The sequence below is a fragment of the Paenibacillus sp. FSL W7-1279 genome, from assembly GCF_037969845.1.
GTDB lineage: Bacteria > Bacillota > Bacilli > Paenibacillales > Paenibacillaceae > Paenibacillus_AQ.
Genome location: NZ_CP150215.1, coordinates 7,455,530 through 7,478,586, shown reverse-complemented (window position 1 = coordinate 7,478,586; position 23,057 = coordinate 7,455,530). Strand labels below are relative to the sequence as shown.

25 protein-coding genes and 1 tRNA gene are annotated in these 23,057 nt (G+C 46.2%); 24 read left to right on the top strand and 2 right to left on the bottom strand.

Annotated features, from left to right (window positions below):
* The first annotated feature begins 20 nt into the window (after window positions 1-20).
* From MKY82_RS33855 to MKY82_RS33840, 4 genes are all read left to right on the top strand, one after another.
* On the top strand, window positions 21-782 hold the full coding sequence (locus MKY82_RS33855) for an AAA family ATPase (RefSeq protein WP_071219313.1): 762 nt from the start codon (window positions 21-23) through the stop codon (window positions 780-782).
* On the top strand, window positions 775-1,614 hold the full coding sequence (locus MKY82_RS33850; RefSeq protein WP_113058531.1) for a ParB/RepB/Spo0J family partition protein: 840 nt from the start codon (window positions 775-777) through the stop codon (window positions 1,612-1,614). Before MKY82_RS33855 ends, MKY82_RS33850 begins: the two co-directional genes overlap by 8 nt.
* Before the next feature lie 237 nt (window positions 1,615-1,851).
* Window positions 1,852-3,000, top strand: coding sequence for an aminotransferase class V-fold PLP-dependent enzyme (locus MKY82_RS33845; RefSeq protein ID WP_339295219.1), 1,149 nt, complete (start codon window positions 1,852-1,854; stop codon window positions 2,998-3,000).
* Between the two features lie 38 nt (window positions 3,001-3,038).
* Window positions 3,039-3,539: a DUF4446 family protein gene (locus MKY82_RS33840; protein WP_194540272.1), complete on the top strand. Its 501-nt coding sequence runs from the start codon at window positions 3,039-3,041 to the stop codon at window positions 3,537-3,539.
* Here MKY82_RS33840 and yyaC read toward each other — a convergent pair.
* Entirely contained in the window at window positions 3,514-4,119 is a 606-nt protein-coding gene (yyaC, locus tag MKY82_RS33835) for a spore protease YyaC (RefSeq protein ID WP_194540271.1), read from the bottom strand. The genes MKY82_RS33840 and yyaC overlap by 26 nt on opposite strands.
* Window positions 4,120-4,379: 260 nt before the next feature.
* On the opposite strand from yyaC, the gene MKY82_RS33830 reads away from it, so the two are divergent.
* From MKY82_RS33830 to MKY82_RS33815, 4 genes are all read left to right on the top strand, one after another.
* Window positions 4,380-4,634 carry a DUF3343 domain-containing protein gene (locus MKY82_RS33830; RefSeq protein WP_194545000.1) on the top strand — a complete coding sequence of 85 codons (255 nt, stop codon included), beginning with the start codon at window positions 4,380-4,382 and terminating at the stop codon, window positions 4,632-4,634.
* Between the two features lie 16 nt (window positions 4,635-4,650).
* Entirely contained in the window at window positions 4,651-5,538 is an 888-nt protein-coding gene (locus MKY82_RS33825; RefSeq protein WP_220687050.1) for a mechanosensitive ion channel domain-containing protein, read from the top strand.
* A 69-nt stretch (window positions 5,539-5,607) separates the two neighbouring features.
* Complete coding sequence (locus MKY82_RS33820; RefSeq protein ID WP_071219319.1) at window positions 5,608-5,829, top strand: DUF951 domain-containing protein; 222 nt, start codon at window positions 5,608-5,610, stop codon at window positions 5,827-5,829.
* Between the two features lie 106 nt (window positions 5,830-5,935).
* Window positions 5,936-6,026 (top strand) — tRNA-Ser (locus MKY82_RS33815).
* Window positions 6,027-6,605: 579 nt separating this feature from the next.
* Here the strand turns inward: MKY82_RS33815 and MKY82_RS33810 are convergent.
* Window positions 6,606-6,800 carry a YjzC family protein gene (locus MKY82_RS33810; protein WP_071219336.1) on the bottom strand — a complete coding sequence of 65 codons (195 nt, stop codon included), beginning with the start codon at window positions 6,798-6,800 and terminating at the stop codon, window positions 6,606-6,608.
* Window positions 6,801-7,038: 238 nt separating this feature from the next.
* On the opposite strand from MKY82_RS33810, the gene rpsF reads away from it, so the two are divergent.
* The 16 genes from rpsF to rplI all read left to right on the top strand — a co-directional run bounded on the left by rpsF (window position 7,039) and on the right by rplI (window position 23,057).
* Window positions 7,039-7,323 carry a 30S ribosomal protein S6 gene (gene rpsF / locus MKY82_RS33805; protein ID WP_009591503.1) on the top strand — a complete coding sequence of 95 codons (285 nt, stop codon included), beginning with the start codon at window positions 7,039-7,041 and terminating at the stop codon, window positions 7,321-7,323.
* Window positions 7,324-7,371: 48 nt separating this feature from the next.
* On the top strand, window positions 7,372-7,866 hold the full coding sequence (ssb, locus tag MKY82_RS33800; RefSeq protein WP_071219337.1) for a single-stranded DNA-binding protein: 495 nt from the start codon (window positions 7,372-7,374) through the stop codon (window positions 7,864-7,866).
* A gap of 21 nt (window positions 7,867-7,887) precedes the next feature.
* Window positions 7,888-8,160 carry a 30S ribosomal protein S18 gene (gene rpsR / locus MKY82_RS33795; protein WP_006207333.1) on the top strand — a complete coding sequence of 91 codons (273 nt, stop codon included), beginning with the start codon at window positions 7,888-7,890 and terminating at the stop codon, window positions 8,158-8,160.
* An 810-nt stretch (window positions 8,161-8,970) separates the two neighbouring features.
* Window positions 8,971-9,645: an SOS response-associated peptidase gene (locus MKY82_RS33790; protein ID WP_216534859.1), complete on the top strand. Its 675-nt coding sequence runs from the start codon at window positions 8,971-8,973 to the stop codon at window positions 9,643-9,645.
* A 722-nt stretch (window positions 9,646-10,367) separates the two neighbouring features.
* On the top strand, window positions 10,368-12,131 hold the full coding sequence (locus MKY82_RS33785) for an ABC transporter substrate-binding protein (protein ID WP_220687051.1): 1,764 nt from the start codon (window positions 10,368-10,370) through the stop codon (window positions 12,129-12,131).
* 66 nt (window positions 12,132-12,197) lie between these two features.
* Window positions 12,198-13,160 carry an ABC transporter permease gene (locus MKY82_RS33780; RefSeq protein WP_220687052.1) on the top strand — a complete coding sequence of 321 codons (963 nt, stop codon included), beginning with the start codon at window positions 12,198-12,200 and terminating at the stop codon, window positions 13,158-13,160.
* Window positions 13,161-13,172: 12 nt separating this feature from the next.
* Entirely contained in the window at window positions 13,173-14,096 is a 924-nt protein-coding gene (opp4C, locus tag MKY82_RS33775) for an oligopeptide ABC transporter permease (protein WP_220687053.1), read from the top strand.
* 11 nt (window positions 14,097-14,107) lie between these two features.
* Window positions 14,108-15,082, top strand: coding sequence for an ABC transporter ATP-binding protein (locus MKY82_RS33770; RefSeq protein WP_071219342.1), 975 nt, complete (start codon window positions 14,108-14,110; stop codon window positions 15,080-15,082).
* Window positions 15,082-16,047, top strand: coding sequence for a dipeptide ABC transporter ATP-binding protein (locus tag MKY82_RS33765; protein WP_220687054.1), 966 nt, complete (start codon window positions 15,082-15,084; stop codon window positions 16,045-16,047). Before MKY82_RS33770 ends, MKY82_RS33765 begins: the two co-directional genes overlap by 1 nt.
* A 213-nt stretch (window positions 16,048-16,260) precedes the next feature.
* A complete protein-coding gene (locus MKY82_RS33760; protein ID WP_220687055.1) occupies window positions 16,261-17,232 on the top strand; it encodes a D-alanyl-D-alanine carboxypeptidase family protein in 972 nt (323 codons plus the stop codon).
* A 241-nt stretch (window positions 17,233-17,473) separates the two neighbouring features.
* Window positions 17,474-18,460: an LCP family protein gene (locus tag MKY82_RS33755; RefSeq protein ID WP_071219345.1), complete on the top strand. Its 987-nt coding sequence runs from the start codon at window positions 17,474-17,476 to the stop codon at window positions 18,458-18,460.
* Window positions 18,461-18,683: 223 nt separating this feature from the next.
* On the top strand, window positions 18,684-19,118 hold the full coding sequence (locus MKY82_RS33750; protein WP_071219346.1) for a CBS domain-containing protein: 435 nt from the start codon (window positions 18,684-18,686) through the stop codon (window positions 19,116-19,118).
* Window positions 19,119-19,379: 261 nt separating this feature from the next.
* Complete coding sequence (locus MKY82_RS33745; protein WP_174819218.1) at window positions 19,380-19,682, top strand: MazG-like family protein; 303 nt, start codon at window positions 19,380-19,382, stop codon at window positions 19,680-19,682.
* A 5-nt stretch (window positions 19,683-19,687) separates the two neighbouring features.
* Window positions 19,688-20,605, top strand: coding sequence for a DUF2232 domain-containing protein (locus tag MKY82_RS33740; RefSeq protein WP_194540264.1), 918 nt, complete (start codon window positions 19,688-19,690; stop codon window positions 20,603-20,605).
* An 11-nt stretch (window positions 20,606-20,616) separates the two neighbouring features.
* On the top strand, window positions 20,617-22,617 hold the full coding sequence (locus tag MKY82_RS33735; RefSeq protein WP_339220772.1) for a DHH family phosphoesterase: 2,001 nt from the start codon (window positions 20,617-20,619) through the stop codon (window positions 22,615-22,617).
* The gene (rplI, locus tag MKY82_RS33730) at window positions 22,614-23,057 is read left to right on the top strand and encodes a 50S ribosomal protein L9 (protein WP_339220770.1); all 444 of its coding nucleotides are present in this window, start codon (window positions 22,614-22,616) and stop codon (window positions 23,055-23,057) included. The genes MKY82_RS33735 and rplI overlap by 4 nt, the downstream gene beginning before the upstream one ends.

Sequence of the window (23,057 nt, the reverse complement as noted above, 5' to 3'; positions counted from 1 at the left end):
CCTACATTGAGGTGAAATGAGTGTCAAAGATAATTGCCATAGCAAATCAAAAGGGCGGTGTCGGCAAAACGACGACTTCCGTCAATCTGGGAGCTGGATTGGCTTCGCTTGGCAAACGGGTGCTTTTGGTGGATATTGACCCCCAAGGTAACACGACGAGTGGGGTTGGCATTAATAAAGCCGATGTTGCAAATTGCATTTACGATATTATCATCAATGAAGTACACCCGAAGGACGCCATCTGTGGGACTAACATCGAAGGCCTGGACATCATTCCGGCAACCATTCAATTGGCTGGTGCTGAGATTGAGCTTGTTCCTACGATATCTCGTGAAGTACGATTGAAGAAATCACTTCAATTAGTCAAACCCCAGTATGATTATATTTTGATTGATTGTCCTCCATCGCTTGGCATTTTAACGATTAATTCATTGACCGCAGCCGATTCCGTGATCATCCCGATTCAATGTGAATACTACGCACTCGAGGGTCTGAGTCAGCTGCTGAATACGGTTCGCCTTGTTCAGAAACATCTGAATACATCGCTTAAGATTGAAGGTGTATTGTTGACGATGCTGGATGCGCGCACGAACTTGGGCATTCAGGTGATTGAAGAAGTGAAAAAGTATTTTCAGGAAAAAGTGTACAGAACGATTATTCCTAGAAATATTCGTTTGAGTGAAGCACCATCTCATGGACAGTCGATCATTACTTATGATCCTCGATCTAAGGGAGCGGAAGTATACTTGGAGCTGGCAAAGGAAGTGATCTCGTATGAGTAAACGATTGGGAAAAGGGCTGGATGCGCTTATTCCATCTTTGTCTATTCATGATGATGACAAGGTAGTGGAAATTCCGCTTAGTCAATTGCGAGCGAATCCGTATCAGCCGCGCAAGACATTTAACGATGAGGCTATCCAGGAATTGGCGGAATCGATCCGCCAGCATGGAGTTATCCAACCGATTATCGTCCGCAGTGTGCTGAAAGGGTATGAGATTATTGCCGGGGAGCGCAGATTCCGGGCGTCCCAATATTGCGGCAAAGCAACGATACCGGCAGTGGTTCGATCATTTAGCGATCAACAAGTCATGGAAATTGCGCTGATCGAGAACCTGCAGCGGGAGAACCTGAACGCCATGGAGATTGCTGTAGCTTACCAAGGCTTGATGGAACAATTTTCCTTAACGCAAGAAGAGCTGTCATTGAAGGTGGGGAAGTCTCGTTCACACATCGCTAACTTTTTGCGATTGCTTTCTCTACCTGAAGAAGTGAAGGACAATGTTTCACGTGGAACATTATCTATGGGACATGCCCGGGCGATCGTTGGAATTAAGGATCCCATTCTTGTTAAACAGTTGGCAAAACAGTGTGTGGAGCAAGAGTGGAGTGTCCGTGAATTAGAGGAAGCGGTTAAGAATCTGGATCGCAAACCAACGGATAAAGCAAAGCCTAAGGTTAAGAATAGAGATCCTTATATCGATCATCTGGAAGAGGATCTAAGAGAACGTTTTAAAACTACGGTAAAAATTAAGCACAATAAGGATAAAGGGAAGATTGAGCTTAATTACTATAGTAAACAGGACCTGGAGCGATTGTTGGAACTTCTTCAATAAAGAGCCGTGGTGCTGTTGAAGAAGAAACTATCATGCGTAATGGGTTGAGTCACAAATGGTTGAACAGCAAATGAGTGCGATTAAAAACCAAAGACATGTCGACGTTCCTGTAAGGGGAATGAGATATGTCTTTATTTAACTAAACATGAAGCCACGGCCTTGATACTCCGAACTTGAAGATATTTGGATATATTCTGTTAAGAGACACCAATACGGCAAAGATGAAGGTGAAATATCATGGACCCGATCGTTTATCTGGATCATGCAGCCACTTCGTGGCCAAAGCCGCCCGAAGTATTTGAGGCGATGAGAAAGGCGATGGAAGAGGCGGCTGCAAACCCGGGACGTGGGAGTCACCGGATGGCGGTGAAAGCTTCCCGTGTGCTCTATGGAACAAGGAGGACGCTCGCAGACTTGTTTGGGGTGAAGAATCCTAATGATATTGCGCTGACATCGAATACAACTGAAGCGTTGAACTTAGCGATCAAAGGGTATTTGCGTGAGGGCGATCATGTGATTGCGACCATGATTGAACATAATTCAGTGCGCAGACCGTTAGAGTATTTGAAACGCACCCGAGGGGTACAAGTAGACTATATTCCTGTCGATGAGGAAGGTCAGCTTGACCTGCAACTAATAGAGGGGGCTTTTCGTTCTAATACTAGGCTTGTTGTGTGTAGTCACAGCTCCAACCTTCTTGGTTCCATCATTCCTCTCGTTGAAATCGGTGAACTGGTGAAGAGAAAAGGGGCTGTACTGCTCGTAGATGCTGCCCAGAGTGCCGGTATGCTGGATCTTCATGTGGAGGCGATGCATGTAGGCATGTTGGCTTTTCCGGGGCATAAAGGGCTTCTGGGGCCGCAAGGAACAGGCGGGTTGTATATCTCGCCTGATATTGATCTGGAACCATTACTGCACGGAGGCACAGGGAGTCAATCAGAGGCTATTGAACAGCCGACGGTACGTCCGGATCGATATGAGGCAGGGACGCCTAACACGATTGGACATGCGGGACTGCAAGCGGGTGTGAAGAAGGTGCTTGAATGGACACCGCAGCATATTTACCAACACGAATGGGAGCTAACCCAATATATGATTGAGGGTCTGCAAGAGGTAGGAGGCCTTCGAATATTAGGTCCTGCACTTGGTCAAGCGAGGACAGGTATCGTAGCTTTTGTGTCAGAGCGATACAGCGCGTCCGAGTTAGCTTTTCGACTGGACCGGGAATATGGGATTGCCGTGCGTGCTGGTTTTCATTGCACACCGCTTGCTCATATGGCATCAGGCACGGAACAGACAGGTGCAGTCAGAGCGAGTGTGGGGATATCTACTAGCCGTGACGAAGTAGAGCTCATGCGAAAGGCGATTGTGGAAATTCATAGATAATCAAATAGATCAAGATGGAGAAGAGGAAGGAAGAAAGCATGTCTGAATTAAATGAATTGATCATGGAGCAGCTTCATTGGTTTGTCGTCGGAATGGTCATGATCATCTTGATCTTATGGATAACTTTAATTGTTCAAGGGACAAAACTGCGTAAAATGAAGCGTCGTTATGATGCGATGATGGCAGGCAGTGGGGTAGAAGATATCGAATCGCTGTTGGTCCAACTGAAAATCCAAATGGATGAGATTGAAGAGGGCCATGCCCATCATCAAAAAATGCTGGATACGATCAGCGGCAGTTTGAAAGGAATGAAGTCCAAGGTTGGTATCGTACGATACAATGCGTTTGGCGAGCGGGGGAACGAAATGAGCTTCTCCCTGGCTATTCTCAGTGAACAAGAGGAAGGGATCGTGCTGACCGGTCTGCATAACCGGGAGAGCTCCTATGTGTACGCTAAACCACTGAAGGATGGGCAGTCCAAATATCCATTGTCTCCGGAAGAAAAAGAGGCCGTCACTCTTGCGCTGCAAGAAGGGTAGAACGGTTCCACTCTTTAATGCCTGCAAATAGGCAGGTTGCAATAATATCGGACAACCGCATGACCAAGCTTAAGCGAGTGTTCTGCAATACGAAGTATTCCATAAAGCCGCCGACATTGACGATGCCCGTTACGTGGATATCGCCGACCGGCGGTAATTCTTTATGTACGCCAGCTCCGGGCTTTAGAGGGCCATCGGATATCTGAATAGAGCCTACACTTGATGATTGCCCCAGACACGCATCAATGCCGATCACAAAAGGGTTGTCGAATTTTTCATATATCGCCGTTAGTGTATCCTTCAGATTCATGGCGTGGACAGGCTCGTCCAGCGTGCCATAGAGATGAAACAGGGGACTGTTGTAGCGTGCAAGCGAGGTGCCGACAAGGGGTCCCAGACAATCGCCGGTAGAACGGTCGGTACCGATGCAGACAATGACAAGCGGACGATGCTGAATACGGGCGTCAGATAGATGGAAGAGCAAGCGATGTATAATAGCAGAATGGATATTAGGGTCCGTGTGTGGTATTTTTAAGCTGGAAGCCTCCGGGCGAGACGTGATTTTAGATAGACGGTTCATAGAATCTTCCTTTCGTCTGCATTTGGTAGTATCAGTATATGGATGAAAGACTGTTTTTATACTTTGGGATTCGCTTAAAATGTGATTTAAATTCAACTCGGACAGAAGAATGTTCTCAGGATAAGGAATGTGCCTGGGCAGAATGAGGTATATGAATATACTTGATCTATGAAAAGGTTTATATAAAACTCTTAATCATTGGGAATGATGATGAGAAGAAATTAGAGAAAATGATAGCTATGATGGAGGGGGACGGGGCAGTGGAAGGCGCGATGTTGATCGCATTTGATTCCACCCAGCAGGCGCTGCGTGCAGAAATGCTGCTGGAGTACGCGGATATCGAAATTGATCTTTTTCCTACACCAAAAGAGATTACGGCTGGCTGTGCATTATCGATTCAATTCCCGCCTGATGCGTTAAATGATGTTCAAGCGATCATCCGACAGGAGCATGTGGAGATCCGGGGTATCTTTGCGTTGGATAACAACGAGAAGTATATCAACATCGAAGAGTAAGGGGAGGACATCAGGGATGAGGGGCTTTAGTTACTTATCTGGGGATGTGAATTTAGAGACATTGGCTGAGGAGGCTGAGGGTTTGAAGGATCAGATATGGAGATGGTTAACGAATGAAGAGATGTGGATGAATATCCTGTCATCCGGCATTCGGGTCATTATCATTTTTATTCTGACGCGTCTCGTGATACGAGTTGTGTATAAGATGATTGATCAGTTTATCCTTAGGCAGGAGAAGAGCCGAATTCAAGTGAACTCAAGACGGTTTGTCACGGTAGGGGAGTTGCTAAAAAATGTAACCTCTGTTGTGTGCAACTTTGTTATGATTTTGATCATTCTCTCAGAGTTCAACTTCGAGTTAGGGCCACTGTTAGCCGGTGCCGGGGTACTTGGCCTTGCCATAGGTTTTGGTGCACAGAGTTTAGTGAAGGATGTTATTACCGGATTCTTCATTATATTCGAGGATCAGTTTGCAGTAGGCGACGTAATCAAGAGTGGTGAGTACCGGGGAACTGTTGAAATGATCGGACTTCGCACATCGCGAGTTAAAGGATTGAATGGAGAGACCTATATTATTCCGAACGGAATGATTACCAGCGTCACGAATTACTCCCTTTCCAATTCATTAGCCATTGTAGATTTGCCCGTAAAGAACGACCAGCAGGTGAAGGATACGATTACGCTAATTCAGTCGGCTCTTACGGGAATCATGGACCGACGCCCAGAGGTCCAGCGTACACCGGATGTATTAGGAATCCAGTCATTGAATACTTCTGAATATGTTGTTCGTATAGTGGCGGAATGCAATCCCAATGCAAGAGAGTATGTGGAGCGCCAGATATTTACGGATATCAAACAGGCTATTGAAGCACGGGATATGGGACAAGAACGCGTTCAGGCTTGATCTAACCGGTTATCCAATGATATATAATAGATAGAAGAAGTAATAGAGAAGTAAAAGGGAGCGATAGCCATGGAGCGCAAGGTATTTCAGTTAGGGGATATCGTTCAGATGAAGAAGCCTCATCCCTGTGGAAATAATGAGATGGAGATTATTCGCATGGGGATGGATATTCGGATCAAATGTACCAAGTGTCAGCATAGCGTGTTGATTCCCCGTGTAAAGTTTGAGAAGAATATGAAGAAGGTTTTGCGTTCGGCTCAGGAGACGGAAGGGGCGGGAGATACACCGTAATATCTCCTCTCCTAAGCGTTCCAAGCGGTCATTGAAATCCAAGGAACAGTGAGATCGACAAGCTATTGACCAGATAACGTTTCCATGATATAATCAATTCTGCTGTGGAAAGGTACCCAAGAGGCCCAAGGGGGCTGACTCGAAATCAGCTAGGCGTCGCAAGGCGTGCGTGGGTTCGAATCCCACCCTTTCCGCCACCAATCGTTGAAAGTTCCGCTGTTATGGATATAAACGATGTTTGATACATAAGTTAGGCGTTAAGCTGTAAAGCGCCCTTGAATAAAACACCCTCATGCAGACGATCTGTGGGGGTGTTTTTCGTTGCTACAAGCATGAGCAAAGGTCCCGAGCTTTGAACGAAAAAAGAAGGGCCCGATTGGGCCCTTCTTTCTGGGTAGGCGGTGCTTGTGAATTGGAATCATTTTATCAGCACTTCTGCGAACCTTGTCAATAGCTTCACTTGTCCAAGCGGTCAAGCATTCGGCTCATTTCCTCAGCTTGCAATCCGTGTGACGATCAGAAACCTCATGCGTCGTTCTGCTGCAACGTTCAACGGAACCACACCTCTCTCATGCACCGCCTGATTATAATGTGCGCATAAAGGTCGGTTTGTATACATGCGAATTTCACTGGATGAAAATCCCAACATTAAATGTTTAGTTTTCATGGATTAGCTGACAGTTTTCAAGCAATGTTCTGACATCTCCCTGTACACAAGATGCTGTAGGCACATGTGCAAAGCTCTTCTAGGCTGTTGATCCATTCAGGCGATTTGATTACTTAGGCTGCACTCGGCGCTTGTTTAACCATACACGATCATCATTTTGGGTTTCGGGAAAGGTATCGCCTTTGCTCATTTTAATTTGACGAGGGTTTTCGATCCCCATGATGTGGTCTCTGACACCCACTTCCATATAAATACCGTTGTTTGGAGCTTTATCACCCGCACGAAATTCGGACTGTTCTCCCATTGTGGAATTCCTCCTCATTATGATGGATGGACTGCATGTATTATCATGCGCCATTGGACCCTAAATCATTGCAGGGAAAGTGAGAAAGGCGCGGGAATAAAGGGAAGGGCACAGATTCAGCACCGAAAAGAAACTTGCATCCGATCACCCGTTCTGATATAGTATTATGGTGCGAGTTAGACTCGCTCCTTGCTCTCAACAGAGATTGAGGGCCGAAGTCCATAAGGAGGTGAAACATATGCGCAAATATGAAGTGATGTACATTATTCGTCCTGACATTGAACAAGAAGCTGTTCAAGCTGCAGTCGATAAATTCCAAGGCATCATCTCCAACGGCGGAGAAATTACAAAGCATGACGTAATGGGTAAACGCCGTCTTGCGTATGAGATCAAGAAATTCCGTGATGGCGTCTACGTTCTGGTAAACTTCAACGCAACACCTGAAGTTGTAGCTGAGCTTGAGCGTCTCATGAAGATTTCTGACGAAGTTATTCGTTATCTCATCACGAACGACGTTGCTTAATACGTAAATAAACTTTGTAATTGATTTCGTTCTAAGGAGGGGATTGGATTGTTGAACCGTGTCATTTTGATTGGCCGACTGACTAAGGATCCCGAGCTGCGATATACTCCTTCAGGTGTTGCTGTAACGCAATTTACACTTGCTGTCGATCGTCCGTTTACCGGACAAGGCGGGGAGCGCGAAGCGGATTTCATTCCGGTCGTGACCTGGAGACAGCTTGCGGAGACTTGTGCAAACTATCTGCGTAAAGGCCGTCTGACGGCTGTAGAAGGGCGCATTCAAGTGCGGAATTACGAGAATAACGAAGGTAAGCGTGTATACGTCACCGAAGTCATTGCCGATAATGTTCGCTTCTTGGAGTCAAACCGTGAAACAAGCGGTGGCGGAGGAAATCGTGAGGAATCATCGTTTAGCGGAGGAAGCAACAGCAATAGCAGTGGCGGAAACCGCGGGAACAATAACTACTCGCGAAACAACAATCAGGATCCTTTTTCCGATGAAGGAAAACCGATCGATATTTCGGATGATGATTTGCCATTTTAATACGGAAAGGACTGACAACACATGGCTTTTAAACAAAGAGAAGGCGGAGACAACGACAAAAGACCGGCACGCCGCGGCGGCCGCAACAAGCGTCGTAAAGTATGTTTCTTCACTGTGAACAAAATTACTCACATTGACTATAAAGATACAGACCTGCTCAAGAAATTCATCAGCGAGCGCGGAAAAATCTTGCCTCGTCGTGTAACAGGTACTAGCGCTAAATATCAGCGTGCTCTGACGATTGCGATCAAACGCTCCCGTCAAATCGCATTGCTTCCATACACAACTGAGTAATCATTTGTGTCAAAGCGGACCAGCCTAATCATAGGCTGGTTCGCTTTTTTATTATGGAAGAGCCCAGGGTTGGCTTAATGAGAGATGTGATGAGAATTGTTAGAGATGAGGGCCATATAAGTAAAACCAAGCGTACCTCACAAGTATGAAAGCTCAGGGCTTTGAAGCAATATTCATTTCGGCGTTAAAAGGAGTTATCCAAATGTTGGGACGCACAATGTCTCCACGGAAGAATCGTGTCTCCTCAGAGTGTACACTAAAGAAGAAAAATAGCTGCCGACAAATACAAGCCTGGTGTAAAGCTTTCCAGTTTTAAAGCCCTGAAATGATGTCTTCTTTAAACGGACAGTGTCTATTGTAAGCAATACATTTTTATACATAACGGAGTACTCCATGTAAGAAATAAAAAACCGGTTATGAAGGTGAAAAAGAAGCAACCTGAAAAAATTCCTTCTATTATATATAGGTATGTATCAGCTCATCAAATGAGCGCTGGGACGATCTCCACTTTGAAAGTAATATACCCTCGAAAAGATGCCTAAAAAAAGAGAACGATTTAAGTAGACCCCATGCTTACATAATTGAGAATGATGTCTATCGTATACAAACATGATAGAAGAACATTGCCACGACAGAGTGGCACAGAAAATTTAATATTGTGATTACATAAAAGTTGCAGAAACCTTTCAATTTTATGATGTCCACTCCAGGGATACAAGCGTACAAGCAGTGGAAGCTCCATGTTGTTAGTCTTATTATGCATATTCCGCCTCCATTATCCAAACGATAAAGGAAAAAGGAGGTAGTTATATGTGTAGACGATTCTCGCTGTCCGCAGGGATCGATGAAGTGAATCAACGTTTTGGCATTAATCGGGTAATGTATTACTACAAGAGCCGGTACAACATTAGCCCTACCCAAACCATGCCGGTCATTATACAAGAACAGGGAGAACGAGTGCTTGATGAGTATCGATGGGGGTTAGTGCCCTATTGGGGTAAAGACGCAGTCAATGCTGATATTACAACCGTTGATCAAAATCCCACTTACCGTAAAGCGATTGACACAAGACGCTGTGTGATCCCTTGTAACGGTTTATATTACTGGCGAACGGTTGGTAAACGGAGTTATGCGGTACGGACCGTAATCGGGGATCATGAAATATTCGGTATGGCTGGTTTATACGAGACATGGCGCGATGCCAGGGGAAATGAAATGAGAACATGCACGGTTCTAATGACAGAGGCCAATGAAGCGATTCGAGAGTTCGAAACACGAATGCCGGCGATTCTGTCAGAGGAAAACATGGAAAAGTGGCTGGATCCGGAGATCCAAGGGAGACATGCGGTGCATCCGCTGCTTCATACGTATCGCGGGCAGATGCGAATGTATCCGGTGACGCCTTTAGTGGCTGACGATACGCATGATCACCAGCAGTGCATTGAAGAGATGGATTTAAAGCTCGCTTGGGTGAAGAATCTGTAGTTCGCAAGTATGAAAGAGCAAGGTTGATTTATCTGACATGGAATTCAACATAAAAGCAATCCGGACCACAGTCCTGGATTGCTTTTTTTAAGCGTTAACGCTGTAGGAGGCTAAACTATGAGAAAGCAGAAGCATAAATACACGTCATCTAATACCGAATTGAAGCATATCGTAAGGACAATATATAACATAAAAATAGTTTCTAGTTGTAATCAAGGAAGACGACCTCTATATACGTTAAATAATTTAACTTGTACCTAACGCGATAAGCTCGATCAGAGTAGGTGATGTTGTAATTTTATAGTTTGCGTAATAAAATATCACATGTAAACTATTAAACCACAAGTGATTATAGTTATAAATTGTAAATAAATCTTGATATTACATACATTTTCAGTAAACTAAGGATATACAACGGAGATAAACTTAATTATTAACCTCAAAAACGACGATAAAAACATGGTTTTTGAGAAATATGAAAAAAAGTAATTGACGTTACCTAAATTTACACGTATCATAACATTAATTTTATAGGCAAGAAGATTTTGCTAGAGACTTTGGCACTAATTGACCAATGGTATATTTTCTGTAAAACTTTCAATCTTTTTCACATCATGCAATGACATCCTGGAGAACTTCTATACCGAAATTATTTAAGGATGATTTCAATATTCGTCCTGATAATTTATAATGCAACATCATTTTTTAAGAGGAGGATTCGCATGAAGAAAAGAATGTCACTCCTGCTTGCAATCATGCTTTTGGCCATCACGGTACTGGCAGCATGTTCGAGCGGAGGAACAGCAGAACAGCCAAGTCAAGGGGAGCAAACAGAGCAAACACCACCAGCTGAAGGCGACAAAGATACTACAGAACCGCCGGATGAAACTGGAGACGACAGCCAGGGTTATTTCGAGGCAACAGATCCATCTGCTAATCCCGCGACTGCGTTGGCACGTAAAGACACACTCGTTGTTGGTATGACAGCACCTAAAGGGGTATTTAGCCCATTCTACTGGCAAACAGCGTACGACCGTTATGTTGTAGACGCAATTTTCGATTCTTTTTTCGCTCTGAATGGGGATGGAACTTACAGTAATCGCCTGGCTGAGAGCGTTGAAGTGTCGGAAGACAAATTAAAATACACGTTCAAATTGAAGCCGGGTGTGACATACTCCAATGGCGATCCGGTTACTGTAAAAGACTATGCTTTCGCCATGAAAGTTTTACATGACAAAAGCTATGACGGACAATCCGACATTCTGTCTGTTAACATTAAAGGCGGAAAAGATTATTACGATGGTAAAGCTGACGAGATTTCCGGTATTAAAATCATCGATGACAATACCGTTGAAATCGAAGTTACAGAAGCAAATGCCATGACCAAGGATAATCTGGGTACTGTATATTTTGTTCCAGAATCCGTTTATGGCAAAGATTACAAGCAAGGAAACCTGGAGTACATGAAAGACCTGCATGCCAAACCAGTCGGCAGTGGTCAATATGTACTGAAAAGTTTCTCTCCTGGACAAGAAGTAGTATTGGAAGCTAATCCTAACTATTTCTTGGGCGCACCAAAAATTAAGAACGTCATCTACAAGACTACAACCGACGAAACCAAATTGGCTATGTTCCAATCCGGTGAAATCGATATGGATATGATTTCGGTGAGCGAAGATAACGTAGAAGCTGTTAAAGAAATGGGCTTCTTGGACTATAACATGTTCCCATACAATGGTTACGGCTATGTTGCACTGAACCATAAAAATCCTAAATTCCAAGATCCTAAAGTTCGTCAGGCTTTGATGTACGGTTTGAATCGTGCTGAAGCTGTTGAAATCATCTATGGTAAATATGCGAACGTAATTAATATTCCACAATCCAGCGAATCATGGGCTTACACGAATGAAGGTATTGAGCCGTACGAGTTTGATATGGAGAAAGCGAAGCAGCTTCTTGATGAAGCAGGCTGGGCTCCAGGTGCTGACGGAATCCGCGAGAAAGACGGCGAGAAATTCGAAATTCATTTCTCGGCAACTGCTGACAACCCGGTAATTGATGCTTTGATTCCGATTATGACAACGAACTACCAAGAGCTGGGCATCAAGTTGACAGCTGAAACTTTGGACTTTAATGCAATCATGGATAAGAAGGATAAAGGCGAGTTCGATATGTTCTTTGCTGCTTGGGGCTTGACTCCAGACCCAGACTCCACGGTGTATATCACAGATGGACAGCAAAATGACCTCGGATATTCCAATCCTGACTATGATGCAGCTATGAAGAAAGGTCTGAATGCCTTTGATTTGGAAGAGCGTAAAGCGGCTTATGCGGAAGCATACCAAATTCTGAACAAGGACGTTCCAGATCTTCCGATCTACCAAAGACGTGATATGTGGGCAATCAACTCCAGATTGAACGGCATTGACATCACACCTTACAAAAACTTCGTAGTTGACCTGTACAAAGCAGAAATTCAACAATAGCATCAAGAAACATATGCTCAGCTCGCAAGAGCTGGGCATATGCACTTATAAGCCGGGAGGAATATTATGAAGCAGTACATTATCCGGAGGCTGCTGCAGATCATCCCGACCATGATCGGGATTTCGATTCTCATATTTGCTATATCATCTTTGGTACCAGGTGATTATATCACTGCAGTGAACAACCCGACGATGACTGCTGAGAAAGCAGCTCAGCTTCGGGAAATTTATGGTTTGGATAAGCCGCCTGTTGAGCGTTATCTTACATGGGTCGGCAATATGTTAAAGGGTAATCTCGGAGATTCCCTTGTGCACAAACAACCTGTCACAACCGTAATGAATAATTACGTATGGAATTCCTTTTTTGTTGCGATTTTCAGTTTAATATTGAGTTGGATTATAGCTGCTTTTGCTGGCGTGTTCTCAGCGAAATTTCAGTATTCATTGTTTGACAAGATCGTAACTTTATTAGTCTTCTTGTGTATGTCACTGCCGTCTTTCTTTATCGGACTCTTACTTATCAAGTTGTTTGCCTTGGATTTAGGGTGGTTTCCTGTTGGCGGAATGAAGACTTCAGGACTGAACGGAAGCACATGGGATCAACTCATCGATATTGCATGGCATATGTTTTTACCAGTTACCGTACTTACGATGCTGAGCACAGGTAGTTTGACGCGGTATTTCCGTACAAGCATGCTGGAGGTTATCCGTCAGGATTACATCCGCACAGCCCGTGCAAAGGGATTGAAGGAGCGCACGGTAATATTTAAGCATGCGCTGCGCAATGCGATGCTTCCTGCTATTACTCTCATGGGTTTTGAGCTTCCATCCTTGTTTGGTGGAGCCATCATCATGGAGAAAATCTTCATCTGGCCCGGGGTCGGTCAAGTTTATTTGGAATCGATCAGTATGCGGGACTATCCGTTCATGCTTGGGTTCACAGTATTCATATCGGTACTGACACTTCTGGGCAACCTGTTGTCTGACGTTCTATATGGAGCTGCAGATCCAAGAATTCGCTTAAAGTAGGAGGAGATTCATTTGTCCGCAGAGACTGCACCATTAAAAACGAATCTACCAGTTACGAAGAAGCGGCCGGATTCCCCGTGGCGAATTGCTATTCGTCGTTTTTCCAGAAACCGTCTCGCTGTCATCGGACTTTTCATAATTGTATTTATGTTTTTGCTGTGCTTTTTTGGCCCTTTCTTTTCACCTTATTCCTTATATGATTACAGTGTACTTGACAAGAATTTGCCTCCAAGCTCGAAGTACTGGTTAGGAACCGATAAACTGGGGCGTGACATTCTCCTGCGCATGATGCTCGCAGGTAGAATTTCCCTTACTGTTGGACTTGTAGCCACAGGTATTTCCATTATTATCGGTGCTACCCTTGGCGCTTTGGCAGGATTTTATCGTAGATGGGTAGATACGCTGATTATGCGTATGGCCGACATCTTTATGGCATTGCCTACGCTCCCAATCCTCATTATCTTGGGCGCTATTTTGTCAGACTTGAAGGTAGAACCGTCAGATCGTATCTATTTCCTGATGTTAATTATCGGGGTACTCGGCTGGAGCAGTATCTCCCGTCTCGTTCGCGGTCAAATTTTGGGGCTCCGCGAGCAGGAGTTTATGCAAGCGACCGAAGCTTTAGGGCTCAAGGATCGCCGCAAAATCTTCCGTCACCTGCTTCCTAACACGATTCCGATTATTATCGTATCAGCAACCTTAGGGGTAGCAGGGGCTATTCTGTATGAATCTGCGCTGAGTTTCCTAGGGATTGGGGTTGTTCCACCAACACCATCCTGGGGAAATATGATTTCTGCGGCAAACAATTTGATTGATTTCCGGAAGAGACCATGGCTATGGATTCCGCCAGGTATGTGTATTCTGGTTACCGTAGTTGCAATCAACTTGATCGGTGACGGGCTTCGCGACGCACTTGACCCGAAAATGAAGAAGTAGGAGATGCGAATATGGCAAAAGAATTAGTTGAATTCCGCAATTTAAAAACGCATTTTCAAACCTCCGCAGGCACCGTGAAAGCCGTCGACGATGTAAGCTTCAAAATCCGTGAGGGTGAAACACTGTGCGTGGTTGGTGAGTCGGGCTGTGGTAAAAGCGTAACAGCCATGTCTCTTATGCGTTTAATTGATACACCTCCAGTAGGAGGAGAGATTCTATATGAAGGCAAGGACCTGTTGAAGATGAGCAAGCGCGAAATGAGTTTGATTCGCGGCAACGATATCGCCATGATCTTCCAGGAACCGATGACCTCACTGAACCCGGTATTAACGATCGGGGAACAGATTGTAGAGCCGATTCTGTTGCATCAGCTCGTAAACCGCAAAGAAGCTAAGCAACGTGCCATCGACCTCATCAATCTGGTAGGAATACCGCGTGCGGAGAAGATTTTCGACTCCTATCCGCATGAGCTCAGCGGCGGTATGCGCCAACGGATTATGATCGCGATTGCGCTTAGCTGTAATCCCAAGCTTCTGATTGCTGACGAGCCAACAACAGCGCTTGATGTTACGATTCAGGCCCAGATTTTGGATCTGATGCGCGACATCAAGGGGAAGTTGAATACATCCATTATGCTGATAACGCATGACCTGGGTGTCGTAGCGGAGATGGCGGACTATGTTGTTGTTATGTATGCAGGAAAAGTTATTGAGGAAGCCCCGGTCATTGAGCTCTTCAAGCAGCCGAAGCATCCATATACCAAGGGGCTTTTGAAAGCTAAGCCCATCATTAATCAGACCCAGGAACGTCTGTATTCGATTCCGGGTCAGGTACCCAATCCGGTAGATCTTGGAGACAACTGTCATTTCCATGATCGCTGTGAATCATGCATGCAGATTTGTAGAGAGAAGACGCCTCCGCTCGGTACGGATCCTAACGGCCATAAGGTCGCTTGCTGGTTGTATGAAGAGGAGGGGAAAGCGTAATGAGTCAAGCACTGATCGAAATCGATGGTTTGAAGAAATACTTTCCCATCACCGGCGGCATATTGCAGCGGACGGTGGGTAATGTAAGAGCAGTTGACGGAGTCAGCTTTTCCATTAACAAAGGTGAATCCTTCGGGCTTGTAGGTGAATCCGGCTGCGGCAAGAGCACCATTGGCCGAACCATTCTCCGTCTGCTGGAGAAAACGGAAGGTAAGGTTATCTTTAATGGTCAGGATATCCATACCTTGTCCAAAGAGAAAATGCGTGCACTGCGTCCGAAGATGCAGATCGTGTTCCAAGATCCTTTCAGCTCCCTGAACCCAAGAATCAAGGTTGGCGAAGCGATCGGCGAAGCACTCATTGACCATGGCTTAGTTAACCGTAGGGATCTTAAGGATCGCGTGATTGAAACACTTGAGATTTGCGGCCTTGCTGCCTATCATTATGATCGTTACCCGCATGAATTCTCCGGTGGACAGCGTCAACGGATCGGGATTGCCCGCGCATTGATTCTGAATCCAGACTTTATTGTAGCGGATGAGCCGGTTTCCGCGCTGGATGTATCGATTCAAGCGCAAATCATCAACTTGCTTAGTGATTTGCAGCGCGATAAACAGTTGACTTACTTGTTCATTTCACATGATCTCAGTGTTGTAGAGCATTTGTGCAACCGAATTGGGGTAATGTATCTGGGATCGATGGTGGAAATGGCCAGCAAGGAAGAATTGTTCCGCAACCCGCTGCATCCCTATACAAAAGCCTTGCTATCGGCTGTGCCAGTACCGGATCCAACGCTGAAGCGCGATCGGATCGTACTGCAGGGAGACATCCCAAGCCCGGCGAACCCGCCTTCCGGCTGCAAGTTCCATACTCGCTGTCCGCTGGCTTCAGACCTGTGCAAGCAGGAGATTCCAGAGTATCGCGATATGGGTAACAATCACTTCGTTGCTTGCCACTACGCTTAATATGACTCTTCATATCTAAAGTTTCTGACAACAACCAGAGCGATTATTAGATAAAAATTTCTAGGGGGACTTCCTCCGTCTGCGGACGGGTGGGGGTCTTTTTCATTTCAGAAGACCAACGGACCATTTTACAAAAATTCCTAAATAAAATTTTCGAAAAAAAGCAGACCAAAAGCCCTTTTTATCCGTCTATTATTATGGAGGGCTAATTCTATGAAAAAACGGTGGCTTTGGCTGGTCATGATATTGTTAATAATCGTCCCGATTGGGGCGGTTGTCATAGGAAATATAGAACGAGCGGGATTTAAACCGAAGGTGGACGCGCGAGCGGTTGTCTTGATGGATTTAAACACCGGGCGTATTTTGCTCAGCGAAAATGGCGATATACCCTTACCGCCTGCAAGCATGTCCAAGCTGATGACCGAGTTGGTTATTCTGGATGATATTAAAACCGGGAACCGATCCTGGGACGATGAAGTCAAGATAAGCGATACCGCTAGTGACGTAAGCGGCGTTAAAATCGCCTTGAAATCCGGCGAAATCGTGACGGTACGCGAATTGTTCCAGAGCATAACGGTTTATTCGGCCAATGATGCGGCCGTAGCGCTTGCCGAGCATTTTGCAGGCTCCGAGGAAGCGTTTGTCCGAAAAATGAATGCCAAGGCAAAAGAGATTGGCTTATCCAGCGCGACACGATTCGTGAATGCGTCGGGAGTCGAGCGAAACACAGACAACGATCAAGCCTGGTCATCGGATGGAGAAACGGCGATGACCGCAGAGGATACGGCCAAGCTGGCAGCACATTTGATTCGAAGCCACCCGGATATTCTTAGCACCTCCAGCAAGACCCAAACCAAGATCAGCGGACGGAATTTATATTTAAGCAATACCAATTGGATGCTGCCATCGGTAGGAGGTCCTTATTCCTATGAAGGCACTGACGGATTAAAGACAGGGTATACAGCGAACGCAGGATACTGCTTCACGGGTACTGCGGAGAAACAAGGCAGTCGGCTTGTTGCCGTTGTCATGGGTACCGAGTCCAAAGAAGCAAGATTTGAAGAGACGCGAAAGCTATTTGACTACGGATTCGCCAAAACGTTAACATGGAGAGAGCGGCTGGATGACTGGTTTCAATATTCGGGGATCTCAGCCGCTCTTACGCATGATAAGAGACCTGTTTAGCAGATCGCTGAAGATTTGGTAGATTTATAGAACTGCCCGTGAAGGGTTCACATTTGACAATAATCTGGTTTACAATAGATGATGTGTGAAACTGGCCTACTGATATGAAGTGAGTCAACGGGAGGAGTTCCCGTTTAATAAGGAGAGGAGGGGGAGCCAAGTAGCTTGGGGTGCAAGCAAGGACCTTTAACGATCTGACTTATCTATTCATTTATTTTATAATAAAGAAGGAATTGAACTCATGAAGAGGAAATCAATATATATTACTCTTGCTTTGGTCATACTGCTTGGCTCAACCGCATTTTTGTTCAGAACGCAGCTAGCGGTTGTTGCATTTGATCTGTTTATGGCAAAGGATGTAGAGGAATCATTACAAAAATCGTATAAACCGCTCCAGAGCGACAAGACACCTGAACCTGTCGTACTTCAGAGCGAGCCGTTCTCGGTTATGCTGCTCGGGAGTGACCAGCGTGAGGATGAACCTGCGCGTTCGGACACGTTGATCTATGCGGTTGTGCGTCCCATGGAGTCCAAAGTGCTCTTAATTTCGGTTCCAAGGGACACGTATGTCGATATTATCGGTAAGGACAAGAAAGATAAGATTAACCACGCGTTTGCATTTGGCGGTCATCAAATGGCCAAAGATACGATGGAGGCATTTTTCGAAGAAGAACTTGATTATTATGCTTCCATTAATTTTCAGGGCTTGAAGGATGTTGTTGATGCCATTGGGGGCGTGGAGCTGCCGATCGGCAAGGATATCGTCAATAAAGGCAGAGACCATGAGAAATTCACGATTGAAGCCAACAAACCGATTTATAACGGTGAAGAAGCTTTGAATTATGTCCGTTATCGGGAAGATAGCGACTTTAATCGTGCGAAGAGACAGCAAGTGTTTTTGGACGTAGCGGCCAAGCGGGTGATGAAGCTTGATCAGATCGGCAAGGTGCCTGAATTGATTGAGATCATGGGTGATAATTTCCAGACCGATATGCAGCCTAAGTTCATTATTGACCTGGCGAAACAGATGCTGACCGGTGGCAAAGTGGATATGACCAGCTATACGATCATGGGGGAAGGCATGAAAATTGGCGGCGTCTATTATAACGAGCCCGACATGGAAGACGTACAGGAAGCCCGGGATCTAATTGACAACTGGATGAACCCCGATACGCCGGCTGATCAACTGCTGCAGCCCAAAGATGCTGAGAAGCAAAAGTTGAAATAAATAAACACCGGTACACCCGGATGATGTCATAGTACGTTGCTTCATCTCAATCAGCAGTCGGATGGCTGCTGATTTTGTGCCCTATATAAGGAATCAGAATGGCGAAGTTAACGTATGTATGAGTATGGATAGGGGAAGGAGTAACCTGCATACCAAGGCTTTAAATCAGGAAGGTTACTTAACATGACTTCAGAGGTTGGAGTCATAAGGAGGATAATGCATTATGAATATCGCTTTTTTTCTGTTACCGAAGCAGGAAGTGATCTGTTTAACACTGGATTCTACGCTCAGGCAGACGCTGGAACGGATGGAGTTTCACCGATATACAGCCGTGCCCGTACTGGATAAGAACGGTCAGTACGCAGGGACTGTAACGGAAGGTGACCTGTTATGGCATATGAAGAATTCGGAAGGCAAAATCACTTTTGAGAACGCTTCGAAATTTTTGTTGAAGGATGTTCCTTTTCGTATGGATATCAAGCCGGTGTCGATTGACGCCCGGATGGAGGATCTGATTAATCTGGCCAAGGTGCAGAACTTTGTACCTGTCGTGGATGATATGAACCGCTTTATCGGAATTGTACGCAGAAGCCTCATCATAGAGTACTGTGAACGAATTGTCTCCAAGGAGACGATGGAGTCCCACGGGGCATCATAATCAAGCAGGCTTGAAAATAAACAAGGGCGTGGAACCACGATGACAATCTGGGTAACACGCCCTATTTTTATCGAAACGAGCTGCAGCGAAAAAGCGGGGAGGAATAACCGGGGTCCGATTGGAGCACAAAGAGAAGGTGGGTTACCGAGTGCGAACTGGGACTAAGGATGGACGGGGGGCATGGGCCTTTGTGTGGGCGGCTTTTTTTTATGCTATAATGGAGAATAAAGCTGTTTTCAGGGAGAGATGGATATGCCAAATATGCCGAAGGACTTGGATGTAGCTAAACGTGCCAAAGTGATTGAATGGCTCAAAACCGAAGTAATTGACAATGTATCCCGCTTATTCAAAGCTCTATGGGAAGGCAGCACTACAAAGGTTGGAGACAGTTTGGTAAGCCTGATGATGAGCTCATACATACTGGGCCGAAGGCTCGGCTTGACCTATCGGGATTTGGACGATCTCTTGTTAGAGAAATTGAAAAAGCATAAGCAGGAAGGACATCAGCTGGAAGATTGGTACCAGGATATTTCCGCGCTCGAAGAACATTTGCGTAAGAGGTGAACATATTGAAACTGCGCTGGACTACGGCGGTATGGAGCGTTATTTATTTGCTTCTGCTGCTATCATTACTCACACCCTTTTCGATCGTAACGGCTTTCTTGTTAGTTCTACCGGTTGCGATTCTGTTTACGGCCTTGAATACAAAATCATTTATCATGCATGTGGTGCCAGTGTGGCTGATCGCGCTTCTGATTCACCCTATTTATGTGTTATTTGCGATCTATTTTGCCGTTCCGGGGATTGTCATGGGGTATTTGTACCGGAAGCGGAAGGCAGCTATGCAGGTATTGAAGTATGGCATGGCTGTCATGCTGGTGGAAATGCTTCTTCTGCTCATGATCAGTACCGCCTTCTTCCAATTAAATCTGTCGGAGTATGTGGATGAGATTGTGAAGATGACGACGGCTCCGCTCACGGAGATGGGTGTAGAAGGAGGCCTGGGAGGACAGTTCCTTGGTACCGAACTCGATACACAGTTAATAAAAGATCAAACGATGCGCTTGGTTCCATTTGCGATGATTATCAGCTCATTCCTCATGACGGTGGTAACCCATGCTTTGGCTCGTCCTACACTGGGCAGTATGGGCTTGACCGTGCCGCGCCTGAAGCCGGCTAGAGAATGGATGCTGCCGCGTTCCCTGATCTGGTACTACTTGCTCATCTTCTTCATCAACATAGCAACCGTTAATTCGGACAATACCTTCATGAAGATGATCGTGGCAAACGCTACGCCTTTGCTGCAGATCTGCTTCATGATTCAAGCGCTGGGGTTCTTCTACTATCTCACTCACGAACGGAAGTGGCATCCGATTGTACCGCTTTTGACGGCTATACCGATTGTGCTGTTCCCGCCGGCTATGATCATCGGAATCCTGGACCTGGCATTTCCACTTCGTCAGGCGTTTAGTAAAACCAAAAGATAGGGTGATGAGTCATGCCTAAATTTCTGCAGAAGCGCTGGCACGGCTATCATACCGTCTGGGCGTTTGCGCTGGTGCTTCTGCTTGTTATATTTCTGTCGTTCTACAATACCATTCTGGGGCTGGTCGGTCTGCTGCTTGCGGTGGCAGGCGGCTATGCCATGCTAAAGACGGAGATGAAATTCCGCCGCGAGCTGGTCGATTATATTGGGGATCTGTCATTTCGGATTCAGCGGGTCGAAGGCGAAGCGGTCAGCGTGCTGCCATTTGGCATTGTCCTGTACAGCGAGGACAAGACCGTGGAGTGGCATAACCAATTCGTGGTCAATATGTTTCCGCAGCAGTCGTTGGTCGGCGCATCCTTAGAGGACCTGTTTCCCCAGCTGGTTGTCGCGATAAAGGAAGCTCAAGAGAAGAAGGATAACAAGGAGAAGCTGCCGAAAGAAATTCGTCTGGAGATCTCCCACGAGGATAAGTTCTATGGAGCAACGGTCATTCCGGATGAGCAATTAATCTATCTGGATGAGATTACCGAGCTGGCCGTGCTAAGGCAGCGGTATGAGGATGAGCGATTGGCCTTGGGCATTATCATGATGGATAACATCGATGAAGCCTCGCAAGGGATGGATGATCAACAGCGGACGGCACTGATTGCGAAGGTAACCAGCGAGATTACCGATTGGGCGCGTGAATTTAACGTCTATTTGCGGAGACTTTCCTCGGACCGTTATTTGATGATGCTCAACCACAGGTCGCTTGATGCGCTGGAGAACAGCCGCTTTCTCATCTTGGATGAAGTCCGGGAGATGACCGCCGATCTGAAGGTACCGCTGACGCTAAGCGTTGGTCTTGCTTTCGGTTCAGACGACATCACGGAGCTTGGGCAGTTGGCACAATCCAGTTTGGATATGGCACTGGGCCGCGGCGGAGATCAGGCAGCTGTCAAAGCGGGCCAGAGGCTCTCCTTCTATGGCGGTAAATCCAATGCAGTGGAGAAACGGACGCGCGTAAGAGCACGCGTTATCTCCCATGCGCTGCGCGATTTGATGCAGGAGAGCGACAAAGTGATCATCATGGGTCATAAGCTGCCGGATATGGACGTGGTCGGCGCTGCAATCGGCGTGTTGAAAGCAGCTCAGATGTATAAAGTGGAGGCTTATATCGTGATGGAGGGCATGAATCCGTCCATATCGAGGCTGATGGAAGAGGTCCGGAAGGACGAAGCCTTGATGAACCGATTCATCTCCACCGAACAAGCGATGCAGATCATGACAGAGCACACATTGCTCGTTGTGGTTGATACGCATAAAGCCTCCATGACGATGGAGCCGCGGCTGGTTCATCGCGCAAGCCGGGTCGTTGTAATGGATCATCACCGGCGCGGAGAAGAGTTTATTAATGATGCGGTGCTGATCTATCTTGAACCGTATGCCTCATCAACCTGCGAGCTGGTTACGGAGGTGCTGCAGTATATTCACGAACGGGTATCCCTTACGCCGGTTGAGGCAACGGCCTTATTGGCGGGGATCACGGTGGATACGAAGCATTTTGCCCTCCACACGGGATCGAGAACGTTCGAGGCTGCCGGTTTCCTGCGTCGTCACGGAGCCGATACAATGATGATTCAGCGGGTACTCAAGGAAGATCTGACAGAATTTATAGCGAAGGCAGAAATCGTGAAACATGCTAGAATGGTATATGACCATATCGCCATTGCGGTTTCGAAGAGCGGGGAGCCCATGCCGCAGCTATTGATCGCTCAAGTGGCGGATATGCTGCTGAATATGACGGATGTGCAGGCATCGTTTGTCATAAGCGAACGCACAGACGGCAAGATTGGCATTAGCGCCCGCTCCATGGGCAAGATGAATGTTCAGATGATTATGGAACGTCTCGGGGGAGGCGGACATTTAACGAACGCCGCAGTACAACTGGATACGACGCCTGAGAAAGCCGAGGAGAAGTTGATGGAAGTACTGAAGGACATCGAAGCGAAAGAGGGGTTATTTGAATGAAAGTCATTTTCATAAAAGATATGAAGGGTCAAGGCAAGAAAGGTGAAGTGAAGGAAGTTTCGGAAGGATATGCAATAAACTTCCTGATTCCGCGTGGGGTCGCTCGTCCGGCAACCGACGGCAACATGAAAACACTGGAGCAGCAGCAGGCTTCCGAGGAGAAGCGCAAGGCTCAGGAGAAGGAAGAAGCACAGGCGCTCGGCAAAAAGCTGGAAGAGATGACGGTTGTCCTGAAAGCTAAGGCTGGAGAAGGCGGCCGTCTGTTCGGCGCCATTACCAGCAAACAAATTGCTGAAGCGCTGGCAGGACAGAAGATCAAAATCGACAAACGCAAAATTGAACTTAGCGATCCGATCCGCAGTCTGGGTGTTACCCAGATTCCGGTGAAGCTGCACCCTGACGTCAAGGCGACGCTCAAGGTTCAAATTACGGAGGAGTAA

Excerpts from the sequence above, each read along its gene's own strand:
- MKY82_RS33850 (WP_113058531.1), top strand. The coding sequence starts at position 775 with ATGAGTAAACGATTGGGAAAAGGGCTGGATGCGCTTATTCCATCTTTG.
- MKY82_RS33845 (WP_339295219.1), top strand. The coding sequence starts at position 1,852 with ATGGACCCGATCGTTTATCTGGATCATGCAGCCACTTCGTGGCCAAAG.
- MKY82_RS33840 (WP_194540272.1), top strand. The coding sequence starts at position 3,039 with ATGTCTGAATTAAATGAATTGATCATGGAGCAGCTTCATTGGTTTGTC.
- yyaC (WP_194540271.1), bottom strand. The coding sequence starts at position 4,119 with ATGAACCGTCTATCTAAAATCACGTCTCGCCCGGAGGCTTCCAGCTTA.
- MKY82_RS33825 (WP_220687050.1), top strand. The coding sequence starts at position 4,651 with ATGAGGGGCTTTAGTTACTTATCTGGGGATGTGAATTTAGAGACATTG.
- MKY82_RS33820 (WP_071219319.1), top strand. The coding sequence starts at position 5,608 with ATGGAGCGCAAGGTATTTCAGTTAGGGGATATCGTTCAGATGAAGAAG.
- MKY82_RS33810 (WP_071219336.1), bottom strand. The coding sequence starts at position 6,800 with ATGGGAGAACAGTCCGAATTTCGTGCGGGTGATAAAGCTCCAAACAAC.
- rpsF (WP_009591503.1), top strand. The coding sequence starts at position 7,039 with ATGCGCAAATATGAAGTGATGTACATTATTCGTCCTGACATTGAACAA.
- rpsR (WP_006207333.1), top strand. The coding sequence starts at position 7,888 with ATGGCTTTTAAACAAAGAGAAGGCGGAGACAACGACAAAAGACCGGCA.
- MKY82_RS33790 (WP_216534859.1), top strand. The coding sequence starts at position 8,971 with ATGTGTAGACGATTCTCGCTGTCCGCAGGGATCGATGAAGTGAATCAA.
- MKY82_RS33785 (WP_220687051.1), top strand. The coding sequence starts at position 10,368 with ATGAAGAAAAGAATGTCACTCCTGCTTGCAATCATGCTTTTGGCCATC.
- MKY82_RS33780 (WP_220687052.1), top strand. The coding sequence starts at position 12,198 with ATGAAGCAGTACATTATCCGGAGGCTGCTGCAGATCATCCCGACCATG.
- MKY82_RS33770 (WP_071219342.1), top strand. The coding sequence starts at position 14,108 with ATGGCAAAAGAATTAGTTGAATTCCGCAATTTAAAAACGCATTTTCAA.
- MKY82_RS33765 (WP_220687054.1), top strand. The coding sequence starts at position 15,082 with ATGAGTCAAGCACTGATCGAAATCGATGGTTTGAAGAAATACTTTCCC.
- MKY82_RS33760 (WP_220687055.1), top strand. The coding sequence starts at position 16,261 with ATGAAAAAACGGTGGCTTTGGCTGGTCATGATATTGTTAATAATCGTC.
- MKY82_RS33755 (WP_071219345.1), top strand. The coding sequence starts at position 17,474 with ATGAAGAGGAAATCAATATATATTACTCTTGCTTTGGTCATACTGCTT.
- MKY82_RS33750 (WP_071219346.1), top strand. The coding sequence starts at position 18,684 with ATGAATATCGCTTTTTTTCTGTTACCGAAGCAGGAAGTGATCTGTTTA.
- MKY82_RS33745 (WP_174819218.1), top strand. The coding sequence starts at position 19,380 with ATGCCGAAGGACTTGGATGTAGCTAAACGTGCCAAAGTGATTGAATGG.
- MKY82_RS33735 (WP_339220772.1), top strand. The coding sequence starts at position 20,617 with ATGCCTAAATTTCTGCAGAAGCGCTGGCACGGCTATCATACCGTCTGG.
- rplI (WP_339220770.1), top strand. The coding sequence starts at position 22,614 with ATGAAAGTCATTTTCATAAAAGATATGAAGGGTCAAGGCAAGAAAGGT.